The organism is Streptomyces sp. NPDC058000 (assembly GCF_042886435.1).
GTDB lineage: Bacteria > Actinomycetota > Actinomycetes > Streptomycetales > Streptomycetaceae > Streptomyces.
The window spans coordinates 107,872-129,656 of sequence record NZ_JBHVQS010000021.1 but is presented as its reverse complement, the minus strand read 5'-3'; the positions used below and the strand labels follow the sequence as shown (position 1 = coordinate 129,656).

The 21,785-nt window shown below is 70.0% G+C and carries 22 protein-coding genes and 2 pseudogenes; 8 read left to right on the top strand and 16 right to left on the bottom strand.

From position 1 onward, the window contains the following. Positions 1-328, top strand: a pseudogene (locus ACFVT2_RS21710) (hypothetical protein); the annotation flags it as partial. 159 nt (positions 329-487) lie between these two features. Here the strand turns inward: ACFVT2_RS21710 and ACFVT2_RS21705 are convergent. The 5 genes and pseudogenes from ACFVT2_RS21705 to ACFVT2_RS21685 all read right to left on the bottom strand — a co-directional run. Then, positions 488-1,123, bottom strand: a complete 636-nt coding sequence (locus ACFVT2_RS21705; protein ID WP_390020204.1) for a class I SAM-dependent methyltransferase — start codon at positions 1,121-1,123, stop codon at positions 488-490. A 102-nt stretch (positions 1,124-1,225) separates the two neighbouring features. Then, positions 1,226-1,486 carry a heavy-metal-associated domain-containing protein gene (locus ACFVT2_RS21700; protein ID WP_390020202.1) on the bottom strand — a complete coding sequence of 87 codons (261 nt, stop codon included), beginning with the start codon at positions 1,484-1,486 and terminating at the stop codon, positions 1,226-1,228. Between the two features lie 33 nt (positions 1,487-1,519). Then, on the bottom strand, positions 1,520-2,713 hold the full coding sequence (locus tag ACFVT2_RS21695) for a sulfite exporter TauE/SafE family protein (RefSeq protein WP_390020199.1): 1,194 nt from the start codon (positions 2,711-2,713) through the stop codon (positions 1,520-1,522). A 646-nt stretch (positions 2,714-3,359) separates the two neighbouring features. Further along, complete coding sequence (locus ACFVT2_RS21690) at positions 3,360-3,983, bottom strand: transposase family protein (protein WP_390020224.1); 624 nt, start codon at positions 3,981-3,983, stop codon at positions 3,360-3,362. A 78-nt stretch (positions 3,984-4,061) separates the two neighbouring features. Then, positions 4,062-4,238 (bottom strand): annotated as a pseudogene (locus ACFVT2_RS21685) (hypothetical protein); the annotation flags it as partial. Positions 4,239-4,431: 193 nt separating this feature from the next. On the opposite strand from ACFVT2_RS21685, the gene ACFVT2_RS21680 reads away from it, so the two are divergent. Beyond that, positions 4,432-5,595 carry a pentapeptide repeat-containing protein gene (locus tag ACFVT2_RS21680; RefSeq protein WP_390020196.1) on the top strand — a complete coding sequence of 388 codons (1,164 nt, stop codon included), beginning with the start codon at positions 4,432-4,434 and terminating at the stop codon, positions 5,593-5,595. 276 nt (positions 5,596-5,871) lie between these two features. On the opposite strand, the gene ACFVT2_RS21675 is transcribed toward ACFVT2_RS21680, so the two are convergent. Beyond that, entirely contained in the window at positions 5,872-6,027 is a 156-nt protein-coding gene (locus tag ACFVT2_RS21675) for a hypothetical protein (protein ID WP_390020194.1), read from the bottom strand. Positions 6,028-6,258: 231 nt separating this feature from the next. Between ACFVT2_RS21675 and ACFVT2_RS21670 the strand changes: the two genes are divergently transcribed. Then, the gene (locus ACFVT2_RS21670) at positions 6,259-6,561 is read left to right on the top strand and encodes a hypothetical protein (protein ID WP_390020192.1); all 303 of its coding nucleotides are present in this window, start codon (positions 6,259-6,261) and stop codon (positions 6,559-6,561) included. 33 nt (positions 6,562-6,594) lie between these two features. On the opposite strand, the gene ACFVT2_RS21665 is transcribed toward ACFVT2_RS21670, so the two are convergent. Further along, positions 6,595-7,173: a TetR/AcrR family transcriptional regulator gene (locus ACFVT2_RS21665; RefSeq protein WP_390020190.1), complete on the bottom strand. Its 579-nt coding sequence runs from the start codon at positions 7,171-7,173 to the stop codon at positions 6,595-6,597. 323 nt (positions 7,174-7,496) lie between these two features. Here ACFVT2_RS21665 and ACFVT2_RS21660 point away from each other — a divergent pair, with 323 nt between their 5' ends. Both ACFVT2_RS21660 and ACFVT2_RS21655 read left to right on the top strand, forming a co-directional pair. Next, positions 7,497-8,678, top strand: coding sequence for a 4-hydroxybenzoate 3-monooxygenase (locus ACFVT2_RS21660; protein ID WP_390020187.1), 1,182 nt, complete (start codon positions 7,497-7,499; stop codon positions 8,676-8,678). Positions 8,679-8,709: 31 nt separating this feature from the next. After that, on the top strand, positions 8,710-8,856 hold the full coding sequence (locus ACFVT2_RS21655) for a hypothetical protein (RefSeq protein ID WP_390020184.1): 147 nt from the start codon (positions 8,710-8,712) through the stop codon (positions 8,854-8,856). Positions 8,857-8,880: 24 nt separating this feature from the next. On the opposite strand, the gene ACFVT2_RS21650 is transcribed toward ACFVT2_RS21655, so the two are convergent. Next, positions 8,881-10,344 carry a membrane-associated oxidoreductase gene (locus ACFVT2_RS21650; protein ID WP_390020181.1) on the bottom strand — a complete coding sequence of 488 codons (1,464 nt, stop codon included), beginning with the start codon at positions 10,342-10,344 and terminating at the stop codon, positions 8,881-8,883. Positions 10,345-10,438: 94 nt separating this feature from the next. On the opposite strand from ACFVT2_RS21650, the gene ACFVT2_RS21645 reads away from it, so the two are divergent. The 3 genes from ACFVT2_RS21645 (at position 10,439) to ACFVT2_RS21635 (ending at position 12,700) form a co-directional block, all read left to right on the top strand. Beyond that, positions 10,439-10,654, top strand: coding sequence for a transposase (locus tag ACFVT2_RS21645; protein WP_390020179.1), 216 nt, complete (start codon positions 10,439-10,441; stop codon positions 10,652-10,654). Between the two features lie 488 nt (positions 10,655-11,142). Next, positions 11,143-12,258: a glycosyltransferase gene (locus tag ACFVT2_RS21640; protein WP_390020177.1), complete on the top strand. Its 1,116-nt coding sequence runs from the start codon at positions 11,143-11,145 to the stop codon at positions 12,256-12,258. A 232-nt stretch (positions 12,259-12,490) separates the two neighbouring features. After that, entirely contained in the window at positions 12,491-12,700 is a 210-nt protein-coding gene (locus ACFVT2_RS21635) for an ArsR/SmtB family transcription factor (RefSeq protein WP_390020174.1), read from the top strand. 81 nt (positions 12,701-12,781) lie between these two features. Here the strand turns inward: ACFVT2_RS21635 and ACFVT2_RS21630 are convergent, their stop codons facing one another. From ACFVT2_RS21630 to ACFVT2_RS21595, 8 genes are all read right to left on the bottom strand, one after another. Continuing rightward, positions 12,782-13,081, bottom strand: a complete 300-nt coding sequence (locus ACFVT2_RS21630; RefSeq protein ID WP_390020221.1) for a Fur family transcriptional regulator — start codon at positions 13,079-13,081, stop codon at positions 12,782-12,784. Positions 13,082-13,298: 217 nt separating this feature from the next. After that, the gene (locus ACFVT2_RS21625; protein WP_390020172.1) at positions 13,299-13,634 is read right to left on the bottom strand and encodes a hypothetical protein; all 336 of its coding nucleotides are present in this window, start codon (positions 13,632-13,634) and stop codon (positions 13,299-13,301) included. A 329-nt stretch (positions 13,635-13,963) separates the two neighbouring features. Further along, a complete protein-coding gene (locus ACFVT2_RS21620) occupies positions 13,964-14,896 on the bottom strand; it encodes an L-tyrosine/L-tryptophan isonitrile synthase family protein (protein WP_390020170.1) in 933 nt (310 codons plus the stop codon). 159 nt (positions 14,897-15,055) lie between these two features. Beyond that, entirely contained in the window at positions 15,056-16,333 is a 1,278-nt protein-coding gene (locus ACFVT2_RS21615) for a cytochrome P450 (RefSeq protein WP_390020167.1), read from the bottom strand. A gap of 11 nt (positions 16,334-16,344) precedes the next feature. Then, positions 16,345-18,171, bottom strand: coding sequence for an asparagine synthase (glutamine-hydrolyzing) (gene asnB / locus ACFVT2_RS21610; RefSeq protein WP_390020164.1), 1,827 nt, complete (start codon positions 18,169-18,171; stop codon positions 16,345-16,347). 16 nt (positions 18,172-18,187) lie between these two features. Beyond that, entirely contained in the window at positions 18,188-19,600 is a 1,413-nt protein-coding gene (locus ACFVT2_RS21605) for an MFS transporter (RefSeq protein ID WP_390020161.1), read from the bottom strand. Between the two features lie 250 nt (positions 19,601-19,850). Further along, complete coding sequence (locus ACFVT2_RS21600) at positions 19,851-20,666, bottom strand: ABC transporter ATP-binding protein (protein ID WP_390020159.1); 816 nt, start codon at positions 20,664-20,666, stop codon at positions 19,851-19,853. Continuing rightward, positions 20,663-21,781, bottom strand: a complete 1,119-nt coding sequence (locus tag ACFVT2_RS21595) for a FecCD family ABC transporter permease (RefSeq protein ID WP_390020219.1) — start codon at positions 21,779-21,781, stop codon at positions 20,663-20,665. Before ACFVT2_RS21595 ends, ACFVT2_RS21600 begins: the two co-directional genes overlap by 4 nt. Between the last annotated feature and the right edge of the window lie 4 nt (positions 21,782-21,785).

Sequence of the window (21,785 nt, the reverse complement as noted above, 5' to 3'; positions counted from 1 at the left end):
CGGCTCCAGCTTCGGACCCCGACGAGGAACTGACGCACCAGCAGAAGAAGAAGTCACACAACAACTAACGATCAACTACTGGCGCAGGACACTAGTGAAGGGTGACTTGCGTGGCGCGGCCGACGCGATCCGCCTGGCCCGCAGGACGCTGACCACGATCAAGGGCAACCTCTTCTGGGCCTTCGCCTACAACGTCTCCGCCCTGCCGTTGGCCGCGCTCGGCCTGCTCAACCCGCTCATCGCCGGGGCGGCAATGGCCAGTTCATCGGTGTTCGTGGTCTCCAACAGTCTTCGCCTGCGCCGCTTTCAGCCGACCAACCAGCGCTGAACCGCCGCCACCCCAGTCGTCGCTTGCAGTCCCTGGCAGGGACGACGGGATGTGACCGTGGCAGGCGCCGCCCGGCGCGCCGGGCTCGTACTTCCATGTCAGCGCAGACCGGCGGCAGAGACGACCATCCTCGGCTTCGACCGCACCTGACGCTGGTTTCTACGGCGTGCCGACAGGCTTGCGCGCGGCAAGTCGCTCGACGATGCCGAGCTTGAACCGGTCCCGCTGCTCGATCTCCAGACCCGCCGCCTGGACCTGCCGAAGAGGACGGCGCAGGAGGTGCTCGCCGCCCAGCGGAACGGTGACGAGCTCGATGAGCCTCTGGAGGACGCGGAGAGGCCAGGCGGTGCTGGGGACGTGATCCAGCAGGAGCAGCCTGCCGCCGGGCCTGAGCACGCGGACCATCTCGGCCACGGCGCGCCGGTCGTCGGGGATGGCGCACAGGGACAGCGTGCAGACCACGGTGTCGAAGGAGGCGTCGGGGAACGGGAGCGCCTGGGCGTCGGCTTCCCGCAGGTCTGCCGTGCGGCCGAGTTCGGTGGCCCGGCGGCGGGCGACGGCCAGCATCTCCGGGCTCCACTCGATCCCGGTCAGCCGGACGCCGGGCGGGTAGAGGGGAAGGTTGAGGCCGGTGCCAATGGCGACCTCCAGGACGTCACCACTGGCCTGGGAACAGACCCAGGCTCGGCTCTCGCCGAACAGGGTGCGGTCGAAGAACCGCATCTGCCGGTCGTAGGAGCAGGCGTGCCTGTCCCAGTAGCGACGCACCCGCTCGGTGTTCCTCGGCTCAGGCACAGCTTCATCCTCCCGGCCACCGGCGTCTCCCGCACCCGAGGCCGCTACGGCGATCGGCCCGGCCGGGGAATCCCTCGGCCGGGCCGTTCGCCCACTCTCAGATCAGCCGACCGGTCGGGCTTTGTACTCGCCGGCCTGTTCCACCGCTGCGACGAGCGCCGCGGCATCGACGTCGGCGCCCTCCTCAAGGTGGACGGTAGTGCGCCCAGCCTTCGTGTCAGTGCTGGACGAGCGGACGCCGGGGATGTCCTCCAGCTCGTCGTCGATCAGCAGGCCGCAGCTGTTGCAGTGCATGCCCTCGACGAGCAGTTCCACCTGCGGGCCGTCGACCTCGGTCTTGTCCTTACGGCTGAACAGCTTCATGTCTAACCTCTTTCCGACCTCTCTCCGACCTCGTCAGGAGAAGTTGATGGCGCCGGTCTTCATGCCCATGGCGCAGGAGAACCGGAGGGCCCCGGGCTTGCGTTTGCCCAGGTCGATCTTGGTGTCGCCGTCTTGCTTGACGATCTCCCGGACTCCGAGTTCGGGGATCGTGAAGGCGCGGGCGCAGCCGTTCGCGCCTTGGCCGTGCACCACCAATGTGGTCGGCACGCCGGCCCTGGCAGTGGTCTGAGACGGCGTGTAGAAGTCCGTCACGGTCACGGTGACGATCTGTTTGCCGGACGCGTCGGTACGCACGGGAGCACCCGGGGGCGACGCGTTCCCGCTCCCGGAGCCGCCCTGTTCGCCGCCCTCGACGGTGAACGGTGCGCTCACCGCGGCCGTCTGCTGGCCCGGGCCGTCGAAGGAGACCCAGCCGCCGGCCTGCAGCGCTGAGGCCATCGTCCAGACGGCGATGCTCAGCACCACCACGCCGGTGAGCGCGGCCAGTCGGCCCGACAAGGCCCGGCTGGTGCGGCGGAAGACGTAGCCGAGCACGGCGAACAGCGGCGCGGTGCCGAGCACGAAACCGGCCATCACCGCGGCCCCGGCCACCGGAGACCCGGAGGTGATGGCGAGCAGCTCCATCGACAGAGTCACCCCGCAGGGCACCAGCACCGTGGCGAAACCGATCAGGGCCGGCGTGACGACCGAATCGGTCCGGGCGCTGCGCCGCACGAACCGGCCGAACGACGCCGGCGGCCGGGGCACCAGCCGGGCCACGGCCTTGACGCCGAACAGGTCCAGCGCGAACAGCACCATGAGGAGCCCGGCCACCAACAGCAGTACCGCCTGCGTACGAGGGCTGGGCTGCAGGGCATCACCGAAGACCCCGAGCAGCGCGCCGAGAAGGGTGTGGGACAGCAGTTTGCCGGCGAGGAACGCGCCAACCGGTGCCAGGCTCTTGGCGTTGAGGTCCAGGGATGCGGCGGAAGCACCCTGCCGCGCGTCCGCACCTGTAATGCGTGCGGAGGCCGGTCGCTTCGCAGAGGACTTGAAGGACCGGGAGGACGAGGAGGCATTGGAGGCGGCGGCAGCGGGGGCCGGCCCCCGATCGCGGCGGGTGACCGCGCCGGCCAGCAGCCCCCCTTGAACGGCGGCGCACGAGGCGCCCCCCGCGAGCAGACCGGTGCTCACACCGCTGATGAGCAAAGTGATGGACGACGGCATGCGTCGTGACTCCTGTTCGGATACGACGGCACGCGCACTAAGTGAGGGGACTACGGGCGTGCCAAGGCGGACGTGAGGAAGAACGGCATCCCGCGAGACAGCAACAAGCGCTATCTCAGCGGGCGTCGAACCTCACGTCCGCGACACGCACAACCGGGAGAGATCAGGAGGAGGCAGCGCCGGAGGCGGCGCATTGGGCTGCGCCACCACAGCAGCGAGAGAGCAGGCCATCGCGGACGGCAGACCGGCAAGCGCCGGGCCCGGCTGGACATCGTGGAGAAGAATGACCTTCGGGGCTCTGCACTGCTGATCGGCCATCGGACAGGGCGCCGTGCTGTCCGCCGAACCGGACGCGATCAGCGCCACGGACGGCCCGCCGCCGCGGACCGACACGTGCCCGGCCGTATGCCCAGCAGCCATGGCGGAAGGCGCCCAAGACATCTCCATGGGGCCCGGCATCGGCATTGCCATCGCCATGGCGGGCCGGGCCAGCCCTCCCACGCAGAGCATGAGCGCGCACACCAAAAGCGCCCCGGTCCAAACCCGGAGCGCCGACGGTACGCGTTGCGTCATGCGCGCAATGCTAACGACCTTGGGAGCGATTGAGGTCGGGGTGTGCTGGCCTGGCGGGTCGGCTGGTTGGTGATCAGCGGCCGATCGGTCGGGCGAGGAGAAGTTCCGTACTCGCCATGCGGCGGGTCGCCCTGCGGGCAGAGCGGTCGGAGACCAGTCCGGTGATCGCCAGATGGGTCTCGGCGTAGCTCTCGCGGCGCCCGGTGAATCGCTGCAAGGGCCGCCACTGCTTGTATTCGGCATTGGCGTGCTCTACGCAGATTCGCCGTGAGGACTGGCGGCGCTGTTGTTCGCGCCGGGCATGGTGCTCGCCCAACGGCGCGTCGTCCTTCGGCTTCTTCGGCGGGGCGCTGACCTGGTCGGGGAACTCATTGGCCAGACCCCGGTAGCCCTCATCGACCTCAGCCCGCACGTTGGGGTACAGACGGAGCTGTTCAGCGATGCCCTCGGAGCGCACGGCGGTCTGGTCGTGCATTCGGCCCGGGCGCACCATGCCGCTGAACAGCGTACGCCCCTGGCTGTCGCTGAAGGTGGTGGTCTTGATGGTGTTCTGCTTCTTCTTGCCGGATACGAACGCCTTGCGGCCGGGTCGGCCCGCGCGTGGGCGGCGGACCTGTACCTCGGTGCCGTCGATGCGCAGGTCCGCCTCTTCCGCGTCGGCGGAGGCGAACAGGTCCTCCAGCGTACGCAGGCGCACTCCGGGCCGGTCGGGGACGGCGAAGCCGCGAGCCGCCAGCAGCGGCCGGACCTGGCGGATCGCCCCGGAGACCGTAGACCGGTCCGCTCCGTACAGCTGGGCCAGCGCGGCTTGTGGTAGCCCGAGCCGCAGATGGACGAGGTGACCAGGAGCCGGTCGATGAAAACGAGCCGATGGTGGGGTCCGGCGCCGGCGGCCCGTCTGCGGGCTCCGCCACGCCGTTCGTGCAACGCCGACTCCCGCGCGGCTTGCCACCGGGGCGCGAGTTCTTCGAGCAACTCGCCGAAGTGTGCGCGAGAGATGCCGGACAGGGCAGGATGGGAACAGGCCGCACGGGCCCAGGCTTGCGTCACAACTCGTCTAACCCGTACGGCCGTTCTCATGTCACGGGCCAGCCGCAATCAGCCCTCTTGATCGTTTTCTGAGCGGCGTCTAGGCTCCCATGCCCATGGAATTGGGGGAACCGGACCACGGCTGGCGGGCATGGCACGACCGGCTGGTCAGGCATCGTGTAGCCGCAGCTCTGCTGGCCGGGGCAGCGGGGCTGGTCATTCTGGGCACGGTGTTCGTCGTACTGCCCGGTGTGGTGGTCGACCACGATCTCGCCGGGGCGAGCGTCGCCGCACAGGACCGGCTGAAGGCGGTGAACGATGTCCGTACGACGCTTCTGCAGATGGTCGGCGGCCTGGTCGTGCTCTTCGGCGCGTACGCCACGTGGCGGCAACTGCGGGTGAGCCAGGACGGTCTGCGCGCCACCCAGGAGGGCTACGTCACCGACCGGTTCAGCCGGGCGGTCGACCAGCTCGGCAGCGACAAGCTGGATGTCCGCATCGGCGGGTTGCACGCGCTGTGGCGGATCGCGGAGCAGTCGGCCCGTGACCGGGAGGCCATCATCTCGATCCTGGCCGCGTACCTGCGTACACACCTGCCCTGGCCGCCCGCCTGTCCGGAATCGCATGCGGCGGACGTGCCCGTCAACGACATCGCACCGCTGGAGACCCGCGCCGCCGACGCCCAGGTGGCGCTGACCGCGCTCGGCGTGCTGTGCCAGCACCGGGAGCAGTCCTGGGTCAATCTCAGCGTCGCCGACCTGCGCCGGGCCGACTGCGACGGGCTGTGGTTCCCCGAGGTCAACTTCGACCGCGCGTGCATGGAGGCGGCGGGCCTGTACCACGCCAATCTGACCCAGGCGTCCCTGGTCTCGGTCAACCTGCGGCACGCCGACCTCACGACTGCGATTCTTCGCCGGGCTCGGTGTGTTCTGGCCGACCTGCGGGGCGCGAAGCTGGTCGAAAGCGACTTGCATGACGCCGACTTCACCGAAACTGACCTGCGTGAGGCAAACCTGCGCAAGGCCGATGCCAACGGCGCGGTCTTCCACCGCGCCGACCTCCGCATGGCCGACCTGCGCGGCACAGACTTGAGCACCGCCGACCTTGCCGAAGCACGCCTGACTGGCGCCCTGGCCAGCGAGCACACCCGCTGGCCCACCGACTTCGACCCCGCGGCCGCCGGAGTCGTCGACGCCGATGACCCCGGCCCCGAGCCCTCGCCCCTACTCCAGCCGCCGGGGATGACGTGGCAGGCCCCGCCGCTGCGGTCCACACCGTGACCAAGACGCCCCACTCAAGGCTCCGCTCTGGGAGCTGATACCGCTCCCAAGGTCGTAAGGCACGTACGTCGCCCCACATCGAAAGCCCAGCCGGACACCGCCGCTCTGGACAAACTCACCCAGAGCCTCGTCACAGGCTTCGGCGAGCTCCGCAACCCCCGCCGCAGACGAACCGGCACGCTCTTCCACCCCCAGGACATCGTGAAGTTGGGCACCGGCATCTGGGTGTGGATGGACCGCGCCACCAACTCCGACCCGCTGGAGTAGAGCCGGCGCTCAAGACTGAACCGGGCCCGCATCGACCTGGCGGACTCCAAGGTCCAGGACTACGTGGACCAGCGCATCGACGCCTTCCGTACCCATGCCGACGTCGTCTACCTCGGAGACCTGGAGCGCGTCGTCTTCGGCTGGATCCAAGACGACGAAGAACAAGCCGAACCCCCTTGTTCCGCAGCCCGCACAAACAACGCCACTACAGACAAAAGACGCACCCCTCGCCCTATGCCTTCCCCCCAGCCCTCCCTCCCCCACCGCCTGCGGCTCGCAACTGGTGCGCGAGCACCTCGGCGCAGGACGTCGACAGCTCGGTCGGCATCACACACCCGACAGTGCCGCGTTCTGCAACTGGGCAGATGATGACGACGAGTTCGCCGACACACGGCGATGGCTCGGCGTCTAAGCGCTCTCCAGGCACACGGCGTTGGATGGTGCGCGGGGTACAGCGAAGACCTCCACCCCGAGCGGTCGCCGGAGCGCACCAGCCCGATCGGGCCGACCACGATCCTCGCGCGCACCGAACTGATGCGGGCCGCGCCGATGGGCGGCCTCGTCCAAGGCGAGGACTACACGACGGCGGTCGGCATCACCAGCCTCGCCCCCGGCATCGTGCTGCCCGTGCCGGTCTACCGCTACCGCAAGCACGAGGGTTCCCTGTCAAGTCCTGCGTGTTGCGGCAGCCTCGATTAGCGAGGTGTGGCCGTTTCCCTGCATTACTCCGCGTTAAGTGGCCCTGCGAATCAGTTGGTTCGGGACTCCGAGGCCGTCCAGGACGATGCGCAGGGCGCGTTCGACGGCCTCGTCCCCACCCGGGGTTGTTACGTGGGCAAGGGCCCGCAGTAGCAGGGATACATCCTCCACGGTGACGTCCGCTCGGGCCGCTCCGGCCGTCTGGGCACGTTCGAGAGCGAGTCCGACTGTGCCCAGGAAGGTGTCGGCCGCCGAGATGACCTGCGGGGACAGGCCCTGCCCGTCATCGCCGTGGGGCGGCAGCAGGTCCATGAGCGCCATCTTCGCGGCTCCGACGGACACCAGGGTGCGGAGCAGGGTGGTGAACGCCTCTGCGGGATCGCTGATGCTGTCGGCGAGGTGGCGCGCCTGGCCGGTGAGCCCGTCGAGATAGCGGGCGGCCGTGGCCTCGATCAGGTCCTGCTTGGTGGGGAAGTTCCGGAAGACGGTGGCGATGCTGACCTGCGCCCGGCGGGCGATTTCCTCCGTGGAGGCCGCCGCTCCCTTCTCGCCGAAGACCTGCTCGGCCGCGAGCAGGACACTCTCCCGGTTGGCGGCACCGTCTCGGCGCATGACGACTCTCCTCGTTATCCGTAGTGAAGACTACGTATGATGCGTAGTGGTGACTTCGCTTAAGGGTATGGGAGTGCCCCGTCGCGTGCCACCGCCTCGGCAAGTGCCTGCCAGGTCGCGGCCGACTTCGACAGGTGCGAAGTCGGCCCCAGGCGCTCGCGCAAGTCCACGCCACCCACCGAGGGTTCGTGCGCGTGCTGCGTGCTGCGTGCTGCGTGCTGCGTGCTGCGTGCTGCGTGCTGCGTGCTGCGTGCTGCGTGCTGCGTGCTGCGTGCTGCGAACGGCATCCGTACGGCGCCCGGACAAGTCAAGGAGTTCCATCAATGTCCGTACTGGACGAGAACACAACGGTCGTGATCGTGGGATCGGGCGTCGCCGGTCTCGCTCTGGGCAACTTCCTGCTGCGCAGCGGGGTCGACTGCGTCATCCTGGAGCGCCGCAGCCGTGACTACGTGGAACAGCGGCAACGGGCGGGGGTCATCGACACCCGCGCAGCCCGGATGTTCCGCGAGTGGGGCCTGGAGGAGCGGGTCCTGGGCGGCGTGCCCTTCGAACCGGTCATGAACTTCCGGATCGACGGCCAGACGCGCCCGTACCGCTTCCTGGCCGACGACAACGGGGACGGGCGCTTCTGTCCGCAGCAGGTCCTGGTGCGCAACCTCATCGACGCCTTCGTCAGCGACGGCGGAGATCTGCGCTTCGAGGCCGAGGGGGTCGCGCTGGAGGACATCTGCGGTGAGCGGCCCCTCTTACGCTACCGGGACACTGCCGGTGCCACGAGGACGCTCAGGTGCGAGCTCGTGGCCGGCTGCGACGGGGACCGCGGGGTGAGCCGGGCGGCCATTCCCGACGACCGCATCACGCGCTACACCCGCGAGTACGGTTACGCGTGGCTGACCGTGCTGGCAGAGGTCCCGGCCAGCCACCAGTCGATGATGGCGATCCATTCCCGTGGATTCGCCGGCCAGTTCGCGCGCGGCCCGCAGGTGAGCCGTTTCTACCTGCAGTGCCCGCTTGACGACACCACGCAGCACTGGCCTGACGAGCGTATCTGGGATGAGATCGAGGCCCGTTTCGGTGAACCGGTTGCTGCCCGGGGGCCGATCTCCAGCAAGCAGATGGTCCCGCTGCGCAGCGTGGTGTACGACCCGATGAGCTACGGACGCCTCTACCTGTTGGGCGATGCCGCCCACATCGTGCCGCCCATGAGCGCCAAGGGCATGAATCTCGCCCTGCACGACGCCGACGTTCTGGCCAAGGCCGTGGTCCGCCAGGTCAAGGACAACGACCCGGCCCTGCTTGAGGACTACTCCGCGACGTGCCTGCGGCACCTGTGGAACTACCAGGCATTCGCGGCGTGGTTCACCGACCTGATGCACGACGGTGGTGACGCCTCGTACCGGGGTGAGTTCCAGCGCCAGATCGCCCGCGCAGAGTTCGAGCGCCTGTATGCGTCGACCACAGCGAACCGGCTGTTCAGCGAGTTCCTCACCGGCTTGAACTAGTGCCGCATCATCAGGCAACGTTCACCCTGTCATGACGCAACGCTGTTTGCTGCACGGGCCGGCGTCCAAGCCCAACAACCTCAAGCGCGCCTCCACCGACCGACGTCCGCAGTTGGTCGACCTCGGAATGCCCGTCTTCACCGACCAGTCACCGAGCCAGGCACCGGGGACCTCCTGATAGAAGACGCGAACGCATGGGCCGTTATTGGCGGCTGAGGGTGCGTGTGATCCCGGCCGCGACGGTCGTGGCAAGAACCCAGCCGACAACCCAGCCGACGGTGATCAGTAGGTAGGACACCCACTGGAAAAGGCCAGTGGGTGTGAAGGCACTCCGCTGACCGAAGTCGACGATCGGCAGCAGGAGGTCCAGGGTGTAGATCGGGGCATTGAACCCTGGGCCTTTGCCGTGCTCGACCGGAGGCGGATGGTGCATTCCAAACGCGACTGAGCCGAGAAGTAGCAGAGCCAGGAGCCAGCCACCGGCACGCGTGGGACGGAAGCCGTAGCCCACGGTCGCGTCCTGGAGATAACCCCATAGTCTGGCGTACCAGGGCAGAGTGGCCCGGTGTCGACGCTGCTTGGCGAGTTGGACTGTGCGGGCGTCGGCGTCATCACCGACGCGACGGTAGGAGGCCGCGAGCTGCTCGTAGCTGTGAGGGACGAAACCGCCTGAATCGCGCTGCAGCAACGCGAGTCGGTCTACGGCGGGAAGGCGCGGAGTAAGCGTCTCGTACGTCAGTCCCTCCAGGCGTACCGTGGCCGGCCAGACCTGTGGCTCCGCCTCGATGACCTTGAAGCTGGCGTAGTGCATTGTGACGTCGCCGGAGACTGGTTGAGCGTCCCGCAGCGTCAACTGTGTGGCTTCGCAGCTGCTGATGCCCAGTGCGACGCTGCCCGGGTTGCTAAGCCTGGCTTCGATGAAGGAGATCCAGCCTGCGACCTTGGCACCGGTAAGTCTGACCCGGCCCTCAGCAGTGAGACCACCAGCGTTGAGGACGGTTCCGACGGTGAGCCGCGCGGCGTCGAGGGCATCACCGTTCGCGTTCTTCACCTGGGCATCTTCTAGATCGAGGGCCCCTTCGACACGCGCCTTGCCGAGGCGGATCCCACCTTGCGCCACGAGGCGGGGTGCCCAGACATCAGCACCCACAGAGGCATGATCGAGTCGGAGCGCCCATCCGTCACCAGACCCGAGATGTGCGCCGTCCAGGAAGATCCCGCTGGAGATCTCGGCGTTGCTCAGCCGGACGCCCCCGGTTATCCGACAGTTGGTGAGCCGGAGTGCGCCGTCGACGCGAAGGGACGTGGCCGCCAGGGCGGGAAGGTAGGACCCGCTGAGGTCGAGCTGGAGGGTCTGCATCCCGTGGAGTTCCAAGCAGTGCTGGAAGTGGCAAGAGGCCAGACGGATCGGCGGGCGTATCTCTGCGTGCTGCAGGTCGAGGACGCCGATGATCCTGGCCCCGGCGACGCGCAGAGCGGGCGCCTCGCCTGATGCGGATGAACCACTCAGGAGGAGGGCCCGGATGACCTCAGCCCGAACAGTTCGTTCCGCGCCCCGAATGGTCGTGGGGTCCTCACGCTCGTCTCGGCGAACGTCGATCGCCACACCACGCGGGAGCGCCTGCCAGATGCGACGTTCCAGAGGCGTCAGATCTGTGATGTCCATCCGCAGGACCTTGTCCGTTGAGGTACCGCGGTACAGGAGGAGACGGTCCCCTAGGCGGTGCCTTCAAATGATCTTGAGTGGTGGATCACGTCGGGTGATACGTCGTCATGAACTGTCCGATGCGGAGTGGGAGTTCGTCCGGCCGCTGTCGCCCGAGTCCTTGCGGGGGCGGAAGCGGCTGGACGACCGCACCGTGCTCAACGGGATCGTGTGGAAGTTCCGGACCGGGGTGGCCTGGCGGGATGCGCCCGAGCGGTACGGCCCGCGGGCGACGCTGCACACCCGCTTCCGCCGGGCGGCTGGTGGGTGAAGTCGCGTACGAGACCGTTGGAGATATCCGGCGCCAACCGGCCACGCAGGCCGGCGTCCTTCATGCGGCGATGAACCTTGGCCGTCTCTTCGACGGGCTGGAGCAGGTAGGAGGGTAGGGGCCCTCGACTGAGCGGCCTGCTGTCGTACGGCGTCCCGTTCCAGCGTTCCAGGCGTATCGCGTTTCTGCTGGTCAGAGGCAGTTTCCGCATTCCGTTTTCCCAAACTGTCCAGCTTTTGTGGCGACTGGGAAAGGCCGTCGCGCAAGCTTGGGTCGTCCGACCAGTTCGAGCCAGCCCACCGTCGCAGGGGAACGTCCGCGCCCGCGCGGCCTGCAGCGATACGGACATCGGCCAGGGCGACAACTGCCGACCGAGTGAGAGCAATTGGTTGCGACGTGATCAGACCACCACGTCATACATCGATGAAAACCTTGGAGTGCCCATGGCCTTACGGATAGCGATTTCCGCTGAGCCGATACCTTCGCATGTGTCCGCGCTGGATTACGTCATCCGCCCGGCCCTTGAGCAGGGCCACCATGTCGCGCTCCACGCCCCGCTCATGTTCCGCCGCGAAGCCCGGCGGCGCGGGGTGGAGTTCCACAGCGCCGGAACGAACTGGACTTGCGATCCCCTCGTTCAGCAGACGGCGAGCGAGATCTGGAAGGGCTCGGGAAACACGCCCTTCAACCGGTACGTCTTCGGTCACCTCTGGCCGGAACAAGCCGAGGCGAAAGCCCGTGACCTGCTCACCGCGTGGACACGGGCACGGCCCGATCTGGTGATCGCCGAGTGCAGCGACCTCGGCGCGCACCTCGCGGCCAAGGTCTTGGGGCTGCCCCTGCTCGCAGCGGACAACGGCCTCGGACCGGTGCTCCTGGACCTCTGGGACACCGACATCGCGCCCGCGCTGCTTCCCCTCTACAAACAGTACGAGCAGGACTCGCCCGCGCTTCCTCCGATGCTCACACCCGCGCCGGTCGCGTGGTTCTACCCGGCTCCCCCACCCTCGGCGCACGCGGTCCGACGCACCGTCGCCGAATTCCGGACCGTCCCGCCCACGTGGCTGGACCGCTCCCCCTCCCGCCCGCTCGTCTACGTGAGCCTCGGCACCTTGACCACCGCAATGACCGATCTCCGTACCGTCGTGGGGAGCGCATACCGGGAGGTCATGGCCGCGCTCTCTGCAATCAACTGCGACGCGATCGTGTCCGCGGGCAACCTCGCGGAGCACCTGCGGAGCGCCGACCCCCGCATCAAGGTCGTCGAGCACGTCCCGCAACCCGCGCTTCTGCGCCACGCCGACCTGTTCGTGACGCACGGCGGCCGGGCGTCGCTGCTCGACGCGGTGCAGGGCGCAACGCCCGTCCTGGGCATGGGCGTTCTCGCCGATCAGCCCGACAACGCCGCCGCGTTCGCCCGGCGCGGCCTCGGGCGCGCGCTGGACCTTATGGCGACGCGCGTCGAGATCGCCGACGCCATCACGGCCGTCCTCGGTACCCCGCGGTACGGCGCCGCCGTGCGCGCCGCCGACGCCGAGCTGTCCCAACTGCCACCACTCGACCTCACGGCACAACGGGACAGCCTGTCAGCTTCTCGGACCTGAGGCCCCGAGCTCGCAGCCGGACCGCCCTGTCCGGCCTCGCCGTCCGTCGAACCCGCGCACGTGAGTGTTGCGCGGGATATCGGCATTCTCCGTTCCGGCTCGACTGCGCCGCCTGAACGTCCCCACAACAGCACGCACGCCAAGATCCACTGCCTCGGCGAACAGGCCATGGCCACGCGGAAGGGCTGGCGCCTCCTCCCGTGAAGGCGCCGGCACACGACGAGCGGCCCCCATGGACGGACCCACGGCAGCCACGGTCGCCGCCACCCTTCAGGCCCTCGCCACCCCGTCCCGCCTGCAGATCCTCACGACGCTCCGGCAGCGGCCCCACCCCGTATCCGCACTCGCCGCCGCCATCGGCATGAGCCCGTCGACCGCCTCCCACCAACTCCGGCTGCTGCGTGCGCTCGGCCTGGTCACCGGCGAACGGGCGGGCGCCTGAGGATCGGGGGAGGCGGGACGGCCCGGCATGAGGGAGCGGCCGGGGTCGTCCGGTACGGGGGCCGCATTGACCCAACTGCCGTCAGGTGGCCGCCGCGCGCCGTCGGCAGCAGTCCGGACAGACGCCGGAGAGCTCCAGGGTGTGCCGGACGTCGGCGAAGCCCGAGGAGCGCGCGACCCGTTCGGCCCAGTCCTCCACCAGGTCGGCGTCGACGGCCTGGCTCAGGCCGCATCGGGTGCAGATCAGGTAGTGGCGGTGGTCGGGGCCCGGGCGGTAGCGGAAGAGGCGTTCGGCGTTGCCGTCGCGGACGACGTCGGCGCGGCCGGCCTCGGCGCGGCCGGCCTCGGCGCGGGCGGTCTGGGTGCGGTAGACGGTGGACAGCCCGACCGTTGAGCCGTCGGCGGCGAGTCGGTCGTGCAGGGGCCCGGGCGCCGACGAAACCGTCCGTGGAGACGAGGGCTTCGAGGATGTCGGCCCGTTGCCGTGTGGGGCGGCCGAGCAGCGCCACTTCCTGCGAAGACGCGGCGGCGGACGGTCGGTTGCGTGCCATCACCGTTGCGGAATCCCGGGCGGTGCCGGGAAGCTCCAGGACGAGCGGTCAGCGGCAGATGGAGTGCCTGGGCGGGCCCCTGCGGGAGACGGCGCATTGCAGGATCACCCCGCGCAGGCGCACGACGTGCCCCGCGGCGGTCACCGGGCACATGGACGGCTTCCGGCCGATCCACCCCAGCGTCGTCAGGACGAACAGCAACGGCGCGAACAACACCGCGGCCATGCTGCGGGCGAGCCGGAACGCGGCCGCCTCACCGCGCCACATCCACAGCCCACACGCCGGCGCGGCCAGCGCGTGGGCGAGGAACATGCCGGGCGCCCCGCGGCGGGCATGCATCGGATGCAACTGACTCTTACCCATATCGCCCTGCATCGTGGCCATTTGTCACATATAGCCCATGTGTGCGGCAGAGGTGACAGGCATGGCGTCGACGTCACGACAAGGAGCCCAGGCGCTTTCGGAGGCGGGCTGGCCGAATACCGCCGCTGGCGCGCCTGAGCGATCGGCGTCAGCTTGATCGTTGACACCCACCGGCCGATCCTGTCGGTGGACGAGCCTGGGGCATACGGGTCCAACGGCCAGGCTCCAGGCATACCGCGACATGGTTCAGCCAGCCCGATCAGTCATGCCTGTCCTGCCAGTCCTGCCAGGCACGCCAGGCACGCCAGGCACGCCAGTCATGTCTGTCCTGGCGGTCCTGCCAGTCCCGTTCAGTCCTGCTCGAAGTGGCTGGGGCGGCCGTCGTACTCGGTCAGGCGGCCCAGCTCGGCGGCCTTCGCCCGGGGCATGAGGGTCCAGGTGCCGTCGGTGCGGCGAAGGGCCGCCGAATGCCAGGGGGTTGTCCAGGCATCGGGCGCGTCCAGCAGGCGGATGCCGAACTTGCGGGCGCCGATGGGCTGGGGGTGGATGGACAGGCGTACGGAGCTGGGGTGGTGGTCGGCGATCAGGTCGCCCCAGGCGCGGCTGCGCTGGATAACGCCGTATGCACGTTGCCGGCACTCGCGCTGGAGGGCGGAGCGGGTGCCTGCGTGGTCGGCGGTGTCCTCGACGAGGAAGCGGGTGATGCCTCGGTAGAGGGCGAGGGTGTTGTCGTCGGTGCGGACCTCTGCGCGCAGGGCGTCCAGTGTGGGGGCGTAGCTCTTGTGGAGGTGGGCGCGTTTGGTGTCGTGCGGGAGGTCGCCGAACACGTCGCGCAGGTCGAATACGGAGAGTCTGGTCAGGCCCATGTGGTCCATGAGGGTGCGGAGTTCGTCGGCGTAGGCGTCGATGTGCTCGTCGGGGACGCGGATGAGGTCGCCGAAGGCGTGGCCGTCGGAGCAGATGACCATGCGGGCGCCGGGTGGGTAGATCCGCTCGATCTCGGTGCACAGGGTGTTGAGGAAGCCGAGGGAGAGGCGTTCTCCCTGGTCGGGGAGGTGGCCGAGGACTTTGGCGGGGTTGGGGGACTTGCATGGGAAGCCGGGCAGGGTGAACGTGACGGGGGCGTCGTCGCGTACGAAGTCGGCGACCTGGCGCAGTTGGTGCGGAAACCTCTCGGCGGAGGCGGGCCCCTGGTCGGTCGTTCGGTGGTACGGCAGGAGCAGGTTCAGGACCGCGATGCTGAGTCTCGTGGGCAGAGCGTCCGGCGCGGTTGTCGGCGGCATGTCGTTCCTCCGGGAAGCGGGAAGCGTGCGGGCATGACGGCATGGCGCCGTGGCGAAGGGGCGGCCAGGCGCCGTCAGGCGAATGAGGTGGTGATCAGCCGGGTCCGGGGCGGGCGGTGTGGCCGGCCCCGGTCAGCCGGAAGCTGGAGTCGAGGTGTGTCAGCGGCGACGGTCGTAGCCGACGGGCAGGTGGTTGGTGCCGCGGCCGAGGACGGCCGGGATCCACTCGATCTCCTCGTCCCTGATGGCGAGGTGAAGGCCGGGGAGCCGGGTGAGCAGGGCGCCCAGGGCGATCTGGAGTTCGGTACGGGCGAGGGCGGCGCCGGGACAGAAGTGGATGCCGTGGCCGAAGGCGAGGTGCGGGTTGGGGGTGCGGTCGAGGTCGAGGGTGTCGGGGTCGGGGAAGCGGCGCGGGTCGCGGTTGGCGGCGCACAGGGAGACGATCACGGAGTCGCCGGCCGGGACTTCGGTGCCGTGCAGGTCGTCGTCCTGATCGAGGAAGCGCCAGGTGGTCAGTTCGAAGGCGCTGTCGTAGCGGAGGAGTTCCTCGACGGCGCGGGGCAGCAGGTCGGGTTCGTCGCGCAGGCGGGCGAGCTGGTCGGGATGGCGGAAGAGGGCGATCAGTGCGGTGGTGATCTGGTTGGTGACCGGTTCCTGGCCGGCGACGAGGAGCTGGAAGATCATGGAGTCCAGCTCTTCCTGGGACAGTTCGCGGCGGTCGCGGGCCACGACGAGACGGCTGAGGAGGTCGTCGTCCCAGTGTTCGCGCTTATGGGCGACGACCTCGGCTATGTAGCTCTGGAGGCCGTGCAGCCGAGCCTCGTACAGCGGACGTCCGGGGTCGGTGGGGCCGACGGGCTGGACGACCTTGCCCCAGTCGCGGTCGAAGCGGGCGGCCAACTCCTGTGAGAGGCCGATGACTTCGGCGAGGACCTGGAAGGTGAAGTGGGCGGCGAAGCCGGCGACGAGGTCGGCGGGGCCGGTTTCGGGGAGTGCGTCGATGAGGGCGTCGGCCAGCTCCTGGAAGCGGGGGCGCAGGCTCTCGATGCGGCGGGGGGTGAAGGCGTCGGTGACGAAGCGCCGCATGCGGGTGTGCTTGGGCGGGTCCTGGTGGAGCAGGTGGACCTGGAGCTGGGAGTGCTGGGGTTCGGGCATGATCGAGGCGCGGGCGCGCCAGCCGTCGTTGCCGCGGTCGTGGTTCTTGCCCAGGCGGTCGTCGTTGAGGACGGCGTGGGCTGCGTCGTAGCCGGTGACGAGCCAGGCTTGTACGCCGCTGGGGAAGAGCACGCGGTGGACGGGGCCGGCCTCGCGCATCCGCTCGTAGAGCGGGTAGGGGTTGCTCTTGTAGGGGCAGCCCGTCAGCGGGACCGGGTCGGGCAGGGGCTCGGGCCGGGGCTTCGGCTCAACGGCCGGCAGGGGTGGCTCTTGGATGGTCATACGAGGGCTCCTCAGAGGGCGAGTTCGGGCCGGTAGTGGTCCAGCCACAGGGCCAGGTCGACGACACGTTCGAGGCGGAGGCGGTGGCCCCACACCAGCAGGTCGGGCGGGGTGTCGAGAGCGGGCTTGAGGCGGGACTCGTCGGCCAGGGCGCGGACCTGGTCGCTGGACAGGGCGTCGCGGGCGAGGTCCTGAAGGCCGCGGTTGTAGTCGGGGTGGTGGGTCGCCGGGTAGTGGTTCTTGGGCCGGTGCAGCACGGAGTCGGGCGCGAGCCCGGCGCCGGCGGCGCGCAGCAGGCTTTTCTCCCGTCCGTCGAAGCTCTTGTGCGCCCAGGGCGTGGCGAAGGCGTACTCGACGAGGCGGTGGTCGCAGTAGGGGACGCGGACCTCCAGGCCCTGGGCCATGCTCAACCGGTCCTTGCGGTGCAGGAGTTGGCGCAGCCAGCGGGTCAGGGACAGGTGCTGCATCTCGCGCTGCCGGTGCTCGACGGGGGTTTCGCCGTCCCGATGCGGTACGGCGGCCAGCGCGCTGCGATACGTGTCCCGGCGGAACTCCCCTATGCGCAGGTCGAGCTCCGGATTGAGCGGCATGGCGGCGTCGTCGCCGTTGACGAGCAGCCACGGGAAGGTGTCCGCGGCCAGCGCCTTCGGAGTGTGGAACCAGGGATAGCCGCCGAACACCTCGTCCGCCGCCTCACCGGACAGAGCCACCGTGGAGTGCTTGCGGATCTCGCCGAACAGCAGGTACAGCGAGGTGTCCATGTCGCCGACGCCGATCGGCGAGTCCCTGGCCACGACGACCGCCTTGCGGTGCTCGGGGTCGAGCAGGGCGTGCGGGTCGAGGACGACCGTGCTGTGGTCGGTGCCGATGAAGGCGCCGGCCTCGGTGGCGTACGGGGTGTCGTGGCCGGTGCGCAGCACGTCGCCGGTGAACTGCTCGGCCTGGTCGCTGTAGTCGACGGCGTAGGAGCGGATGCGGGCGTCCGGGCCCTCGCGCAGCCGGAGTTCGTCGGCGAGCAGTGCGGTCAGGACGGTGGAGTCGATACCGCCGGACAGCAGGCTGCACACCGGGACGTCCGCCTCCAGCTGGCTGCGGGCGGCCGAGCCGACCAGCGCGCCGATCCGCTCGATGGCGGTGTCCCGGTCGTCGTCGTGGCCCCCCGCCTCCAGCTGCCAGTAGCGGCGTTCGCGGATGCCGTCCCGGTCCAGGACGAGCAGGCCGCCGGGCTCCACCTCCCGTACGCCCGACCACACCGTGGGCCCGGTGTTGAAGAGCAGGCTGTACGCCTCCCGCAGCCCGTCGGCGTCCACCCGAGGCCGGATCTCCGGGTGGGCGAACAGAGCCTTGGGCTCGGAGGCGAAGGCCAGGCCGCCGTCGACGGCGGCCCAGAACAGCGGTTTGACGCCGAGGCGGTCGCGTACCAGCAGCAGCCGCTGCGCACGCTCGTCCCAGACGGCGAAGGCGAACATGCCCTCCAGGTGGTCGGCGACGGCCTCGCCCCACTCGGCGTAGGCGCGCAGTACCACCTCGGTGTCGCTGCGGGTGCGGAAGTGGTGGCCCCGGCACCGGAGTTCGGCCCGCAGTTCGTGGTGGTTGTAGACCTCGCCGCTGTAGCTGAGGACGAGGGTCGGCCGGTCGGGCCGGTCGGTCATCGGCTGCCCGCCGCCGGCCAGGTCTATGACGGCCAGGCGGCGGTGGCCGAGCGCGGCGCGCTCGCCGAGCCAGACGCCGCCCGCGTCCGGGCCGCGCGGGTTGAGGGTGGCGGTCATGGCCTCGATGACGGGGGCCTGGGTGCGGGCGTCGCGGTGAAAGGACGCCCAGCCGGTGATTCCGCACATACGCGTGACTCCCTGGTCAGTTGTGGGCGGCGGGCGCCGCGTCGGTCGTCTTCTCGGGCACGGGCGCGAGTCTTCTTCTGCCGGGCAGGGCGATCAGGGGCACGGCGAGACAGGCGGCGGTGGCGGCCAGGGCGAGCCCGGCTCGTACGCCCTGGTCGGGTCCGGCCAGCCCCCAGGCGGCGGTGGCCAGGGCGGGGCCGAGGGTGAAGCCGAGCGTGCGGGCGAGCTGCATCGTGGACCCGACGGTCGCGGTCCGGTCCCGTGGTGCGGCGCCCATGACCAGGGCCTGGGTGGGGCCGCCGTTCAGGCCCATGCCGACGCCGGCCAGTGCCAGCCGCCAGGCCACGTCCAGCGGTGACCAGCCGTCGCCCAGCGGGACCAGCAGCAGGAGGCCGGTGGCGGTGAGGGCGGCACCGGTGACCGCGACCGGACGGGGACCGTACCTGTCGGCGAGACGTCCGCCGATCTGCCCGGCCAGGCCCATGCCGAGTGGGAAGGCGAGGACGGTCAGCCCGGTCGTGGTGGCGCTGACACCGTCGTCACGCTGCAGGTGCAGGGCGACCACGTAGTGCATGGCGGCGAATCCGGCCGCGAGGGACAGCACCGCGCCGTGGGCCCGGAAAAGCCCTGTGGCCCGCAGCACACCGGCCACCGGCCGACCACCCGGACCGCGCAACCACCACCAGAGCGTCGGGCCCGCCGCGAGCGCGAGCACCAGCCACGCCGGGCGCTCCGACGCCAGGGTCAACGCCAGCAGCAGTACCGCCACGCCCGAGGCCACCAGCAGCGCGTCCGCCACCGACCGCCGGTCGGGCCGGCGCAACCCGCCGTCCCGCGGCATGACCTTCCAGGCCACGACCAGGGCGAGCACACAGAAGGGGATCTTGACCAGGAAAACCGCGTGCCAGCCCAAGTGGTCCAACACCAGCCCGCCCACGGCCGGTCCGGTCACCGCGCCCAGCGGTCCCAGGGTGGCGGGCACGCTCATCGCCCGCCCACGCTTCTCCGGCCGTACGGAACGGACCGCGAGGACCGGCATCAGCACGAACAACACAGCCGCGAACGCACCCTGCGCGAGGCGGGCGGCGATCAGCCAGGCCGCCCAGGGCGCGGCGGCGGCCAGGGCGCTGCACAGAGCGAATCCGCAGGTCGCGGTCAGCACGGCGGAGCGCAGACCCACCCCGTCGAGCCACCGGCCGACCGGCAACAGCAAGGCCACAACCGGTAGTTGGTAGCCCAGCACCGCCCACTGAGCGGTCGCGGTGGACACGTGCAGACCGCCGGCGATGTCCGCCAGGGCCACGTTGACGATGTTCATGTCGAGCATCGCCACGAACGCCAGCACACCCGATACGGCGACCAGCGGCCAGCGGTCCTCGCCGGCGGGTATGCGACCGGGCGGTTCCGCACCGGGACCGTGGTGTGTCACCCTTCCACCCCTCATCCTCAAGAGCGGACTGCCCGACAGCAGTCCCGTCTGAGGAGTCGTGAGGAATCGAAGGTGAGTTCCCGGCTCCGCTCAAGAAAATGACCGGCAGGCTGGTTTTCCGGGCTGACCAGCACGGCGGGTCGGGTTCCGTTAGCGGCGTCGACGACCCGGTCGCCGCCTGATCAACCGGAACCGCGGGCCGGGCAGGACACCCTCGGCAAGGCGCAATCGCCGTCCTGCCCGGCCGCGTTCATCCGCCGGTCCGCACTTCCGCCGCCACGTCCGTCTCCGTGCCGACCGGCGCCTGGTGATCGAAAGCGATCAGGGGGTCACCGGTGAGGGGGTGGTCGACCACGGCCGCCCGCACCCCGAACACCTCGGCCAGCAGGCCGGGAGTGAGGACGTCGCGGGGCGGCCCGGAGGCCACCACGGCTCCGGCGTGCAGGACGTGCAGCCGGTCGCAGACGGCGGCGGCCGCGTTGAGGTCGTGCAGCGACACCAGTGTCGTACGGCGCTGGGCGCGCAGCAGGGCGAGCAGCTCGACCTGGTGGCGGATGTCGAGGTGGTTGGTCGGCTCGTCCAGGACCAGCACGTCCGGGTTCTGGGCGAACGCGCGGGCCAGCAGGACGCGTTGGCGCTCACCGCCGGACAGGGTCGTGAACCGGCGCCCGGCCGCCGCCTCCATCCCGACGTCGACGAGGGCCCGGACGATGATCTCCCGGTCGAGGGCGTCATCACCCGCGAACGCCCGCTTGTACGGCGTGCGCCCCATCGCGACCACCTCGCGGACGGTCAGCTCGAAGTCGCTGCCCCGTTCCTGCGGCAGCGCGGCGACATGCCGCGCCGACTGGACCGCGGACAGCTCGCGCAGGTCGGTGCCCGCCAGCAACACCCGGCCCGCGGTGGGCTTCAGGTGCCGGTAGACGGTGCGCAGGAGCGTGGACTTGCCACTCCCGTTCGGCCCGACCAGGCCGGTGATCTCGCCGTCGGCCGCCACCAGATGGGCCCCCGCCACGACCGTACGTCCGGCGTAGGCGACGTGCAGGTCCTCGATCTCGACTCTCAACTGCCACTCCAAAGGCGCCGGTCCAGCAGATACAACAGGGCCGGAGCGCCGATGAGCGAGGTGACCACGCCGACCGGCAACTCCTGCGAGTCCATCGCCGTACGGCAGACGAGGTCGACCACCACCAGGAGCAGCGCACCGAACAGCGCCGAGAGCGGCAGCAGGCGGCGGTGGTCACCGCCGACGACCAGGCGGCAGGCATGCGGCACCATCAGACCGACGAACGCGATCGCACCGGACACCGCCACCAGGACGCCGGTCACCACGCTGGTCACCGCGAACAGCTCCCGGCGCAGTCGGGTGACGTTGACGCCGAGCCCGGCCGCCGTCTCGTCTCCCATCAGCAGGGCGTTCAGCGCCCGGGCGCGCGCCTGAAGCCACAGCAGGCCGGCCGGAACCACGACCGCGGGCACCGCCAGCAGCGGCCAACTGGCACCGCTCAGGCTGCCCATGAGCCAGAACAGCACGCTGCGCGTCTGCTGTTCGTCCCCGGCCTGCAACACCAGATAGCTGGTGAAGCCGGACAGGAACTGGCCGATCGCCACCCCGGCCAGCACCAGTCGCAGCGGTGCGAAGCCCCCGCCCCGCCGGGCGATGACCCACACGAGGGCGAACGTGGCCAGCGCGCCGGCGAAGGCCGCGCCGGACAGCCCCAGGCCCAGCGCCCCGCCCACGCCGAGGCCGAGGACGATGGCGGCGACCGCCCCGAGCGACGCCCCGTTGCAGATGCCCAACATGTACGGGTCGGCCAGCGGGTTGCGCACCAGCGCCTGCACCGCCGTACCGATGAGGCCGAGCCCGGCACCCACGAGCGCGGCCAGCAACGCCCGCGGGACCCGCAGTTGCCACACGATCAGGTCGTCCGTGCCAGGCCGCGGGCCCTCACCGGCCAGCCGCCGCCCCACCACGCTCCACACCTCGCCGGGCGGGATGGACGTCGAACCCCAGGCCACCGCGACCGTCAGCGCAACAAGGAGTGCCACGCCGAGGACCAGCGCCAGCGGTCCGGCGGGCAGACTGCGCGCGCCCCGGATCGCGTCGTCCTGGTTCGCGTTGTCTGGGCTCGCGTTGTCTGGGCTCGCGTCCGTGGCCTTGCGGCGGGACGCGGACAGCATCGAG

Excerpts from the sequence above, each read along its gene's own strand:
- ACFVT2_RS21680 (WP_390020196.1), top strand. The coding sequence starts at position 4,432 with ATGGAATTGGGGGAACCGGACCACGGCTGGCGGGCATGGCACGACCGG.
- ACFVT2_RS21665 (WP_390020190.1), bottom strand. The coding sequence starts at position 7,173 with ATGCGCCGAGACGGTGCCGCCAACCGGGAGAGTGTCCTGCTCGCGGCC.
- ACFVT2_RS21650 (WP_390020181.1), bottom strand. The coding sequence starts at position 10,344 with ATGGACATCACAGATCTGACGCCTCTGGAACGTCGCATCTGGCAGGCG.
- asnB (WP_390020164.1), bottom strand. The coding sequence starts at position 18,171 with ATGTGCGGAATCACCGGCTGGGCGTCCTTTCACCGCGACGCCCGCACC.
- ACFVT2_RS21655 (WP_390020184.1), top strand. The coding sequence starts at position 8,710 with ATGACGCAACGCTGTTTGCTGCACGGGCCGGCGTCCAAGCCCAACAAC.
- ACFVT2_RS21700 (WP_390020202.1), bottom strand. The coding sequence starts at position 1,486 with ATGAAGCTGTTCAGCCGTAAGGACAAGACCGAGGTCGACGGCCCGCAG.
- ACFVT2_RS21670 (WP_390020192.1), top strand. The coding sequence starts at position 6,259 with ATGGCTCGGCGTCTAAGCGCTCTCCAGGCACACGGCGTTGGATGGTGC.
- ACFVT2_RS21695 (WP_390020199.1), bottom strand. The coding sequence starts at position 2,713 with ATGCCGTCGTCCATCACTTTGCTCATCAGCGGTGTGAGCACCGGTCTG.
- ACFVT2_RS21660 (WP_390020187.1), top strand. The coding sequence starts at position 7,497 with ATGTCCGTACTGGACGAGAACACAACGGTCGTGATCGTGGGATCGGGC.
- ACFVT2_RS21625 (WP_390020172.1), bottom strand. The coding sequence starts at position 13,634 with ATGGCCACGATGCAGGGCGATATGGGTAAGAGTCAGTTGCATCCGATG.
- ACFVT2_RS21595 (WP_390020219.1), bottom strand. The coding sequence starts at position 21,781 with ATGCTGTCCGCGTCCCGCCGCAAGGCCACGGACGCGAGCCCAGACAAC.
- ACFVT2_RS21620 (WP_390020170.1), bottom strand. The coding sequence starts at position 14,896 with ATGCCGCCGACAACCGCGCCGGACGCTCTGCCCACGAGACTCAGCATC.
- ACFVT2_RS21615 (WP_390020167.1), bottom strand. The coding sequence starts at position 16,333 with ATGACCATCCAAGAGCCACCCCTGCCGGCCGTTGAGCCGAAGCCCCGG.
- ACFVT2_RS21635 (WP_390020174.1), top strand. The coding sequence starts at position 12,491 with ATGGACGGACCCACGGCAGCCACGGTCGCCGCCACCCTTCAGGCCCTC.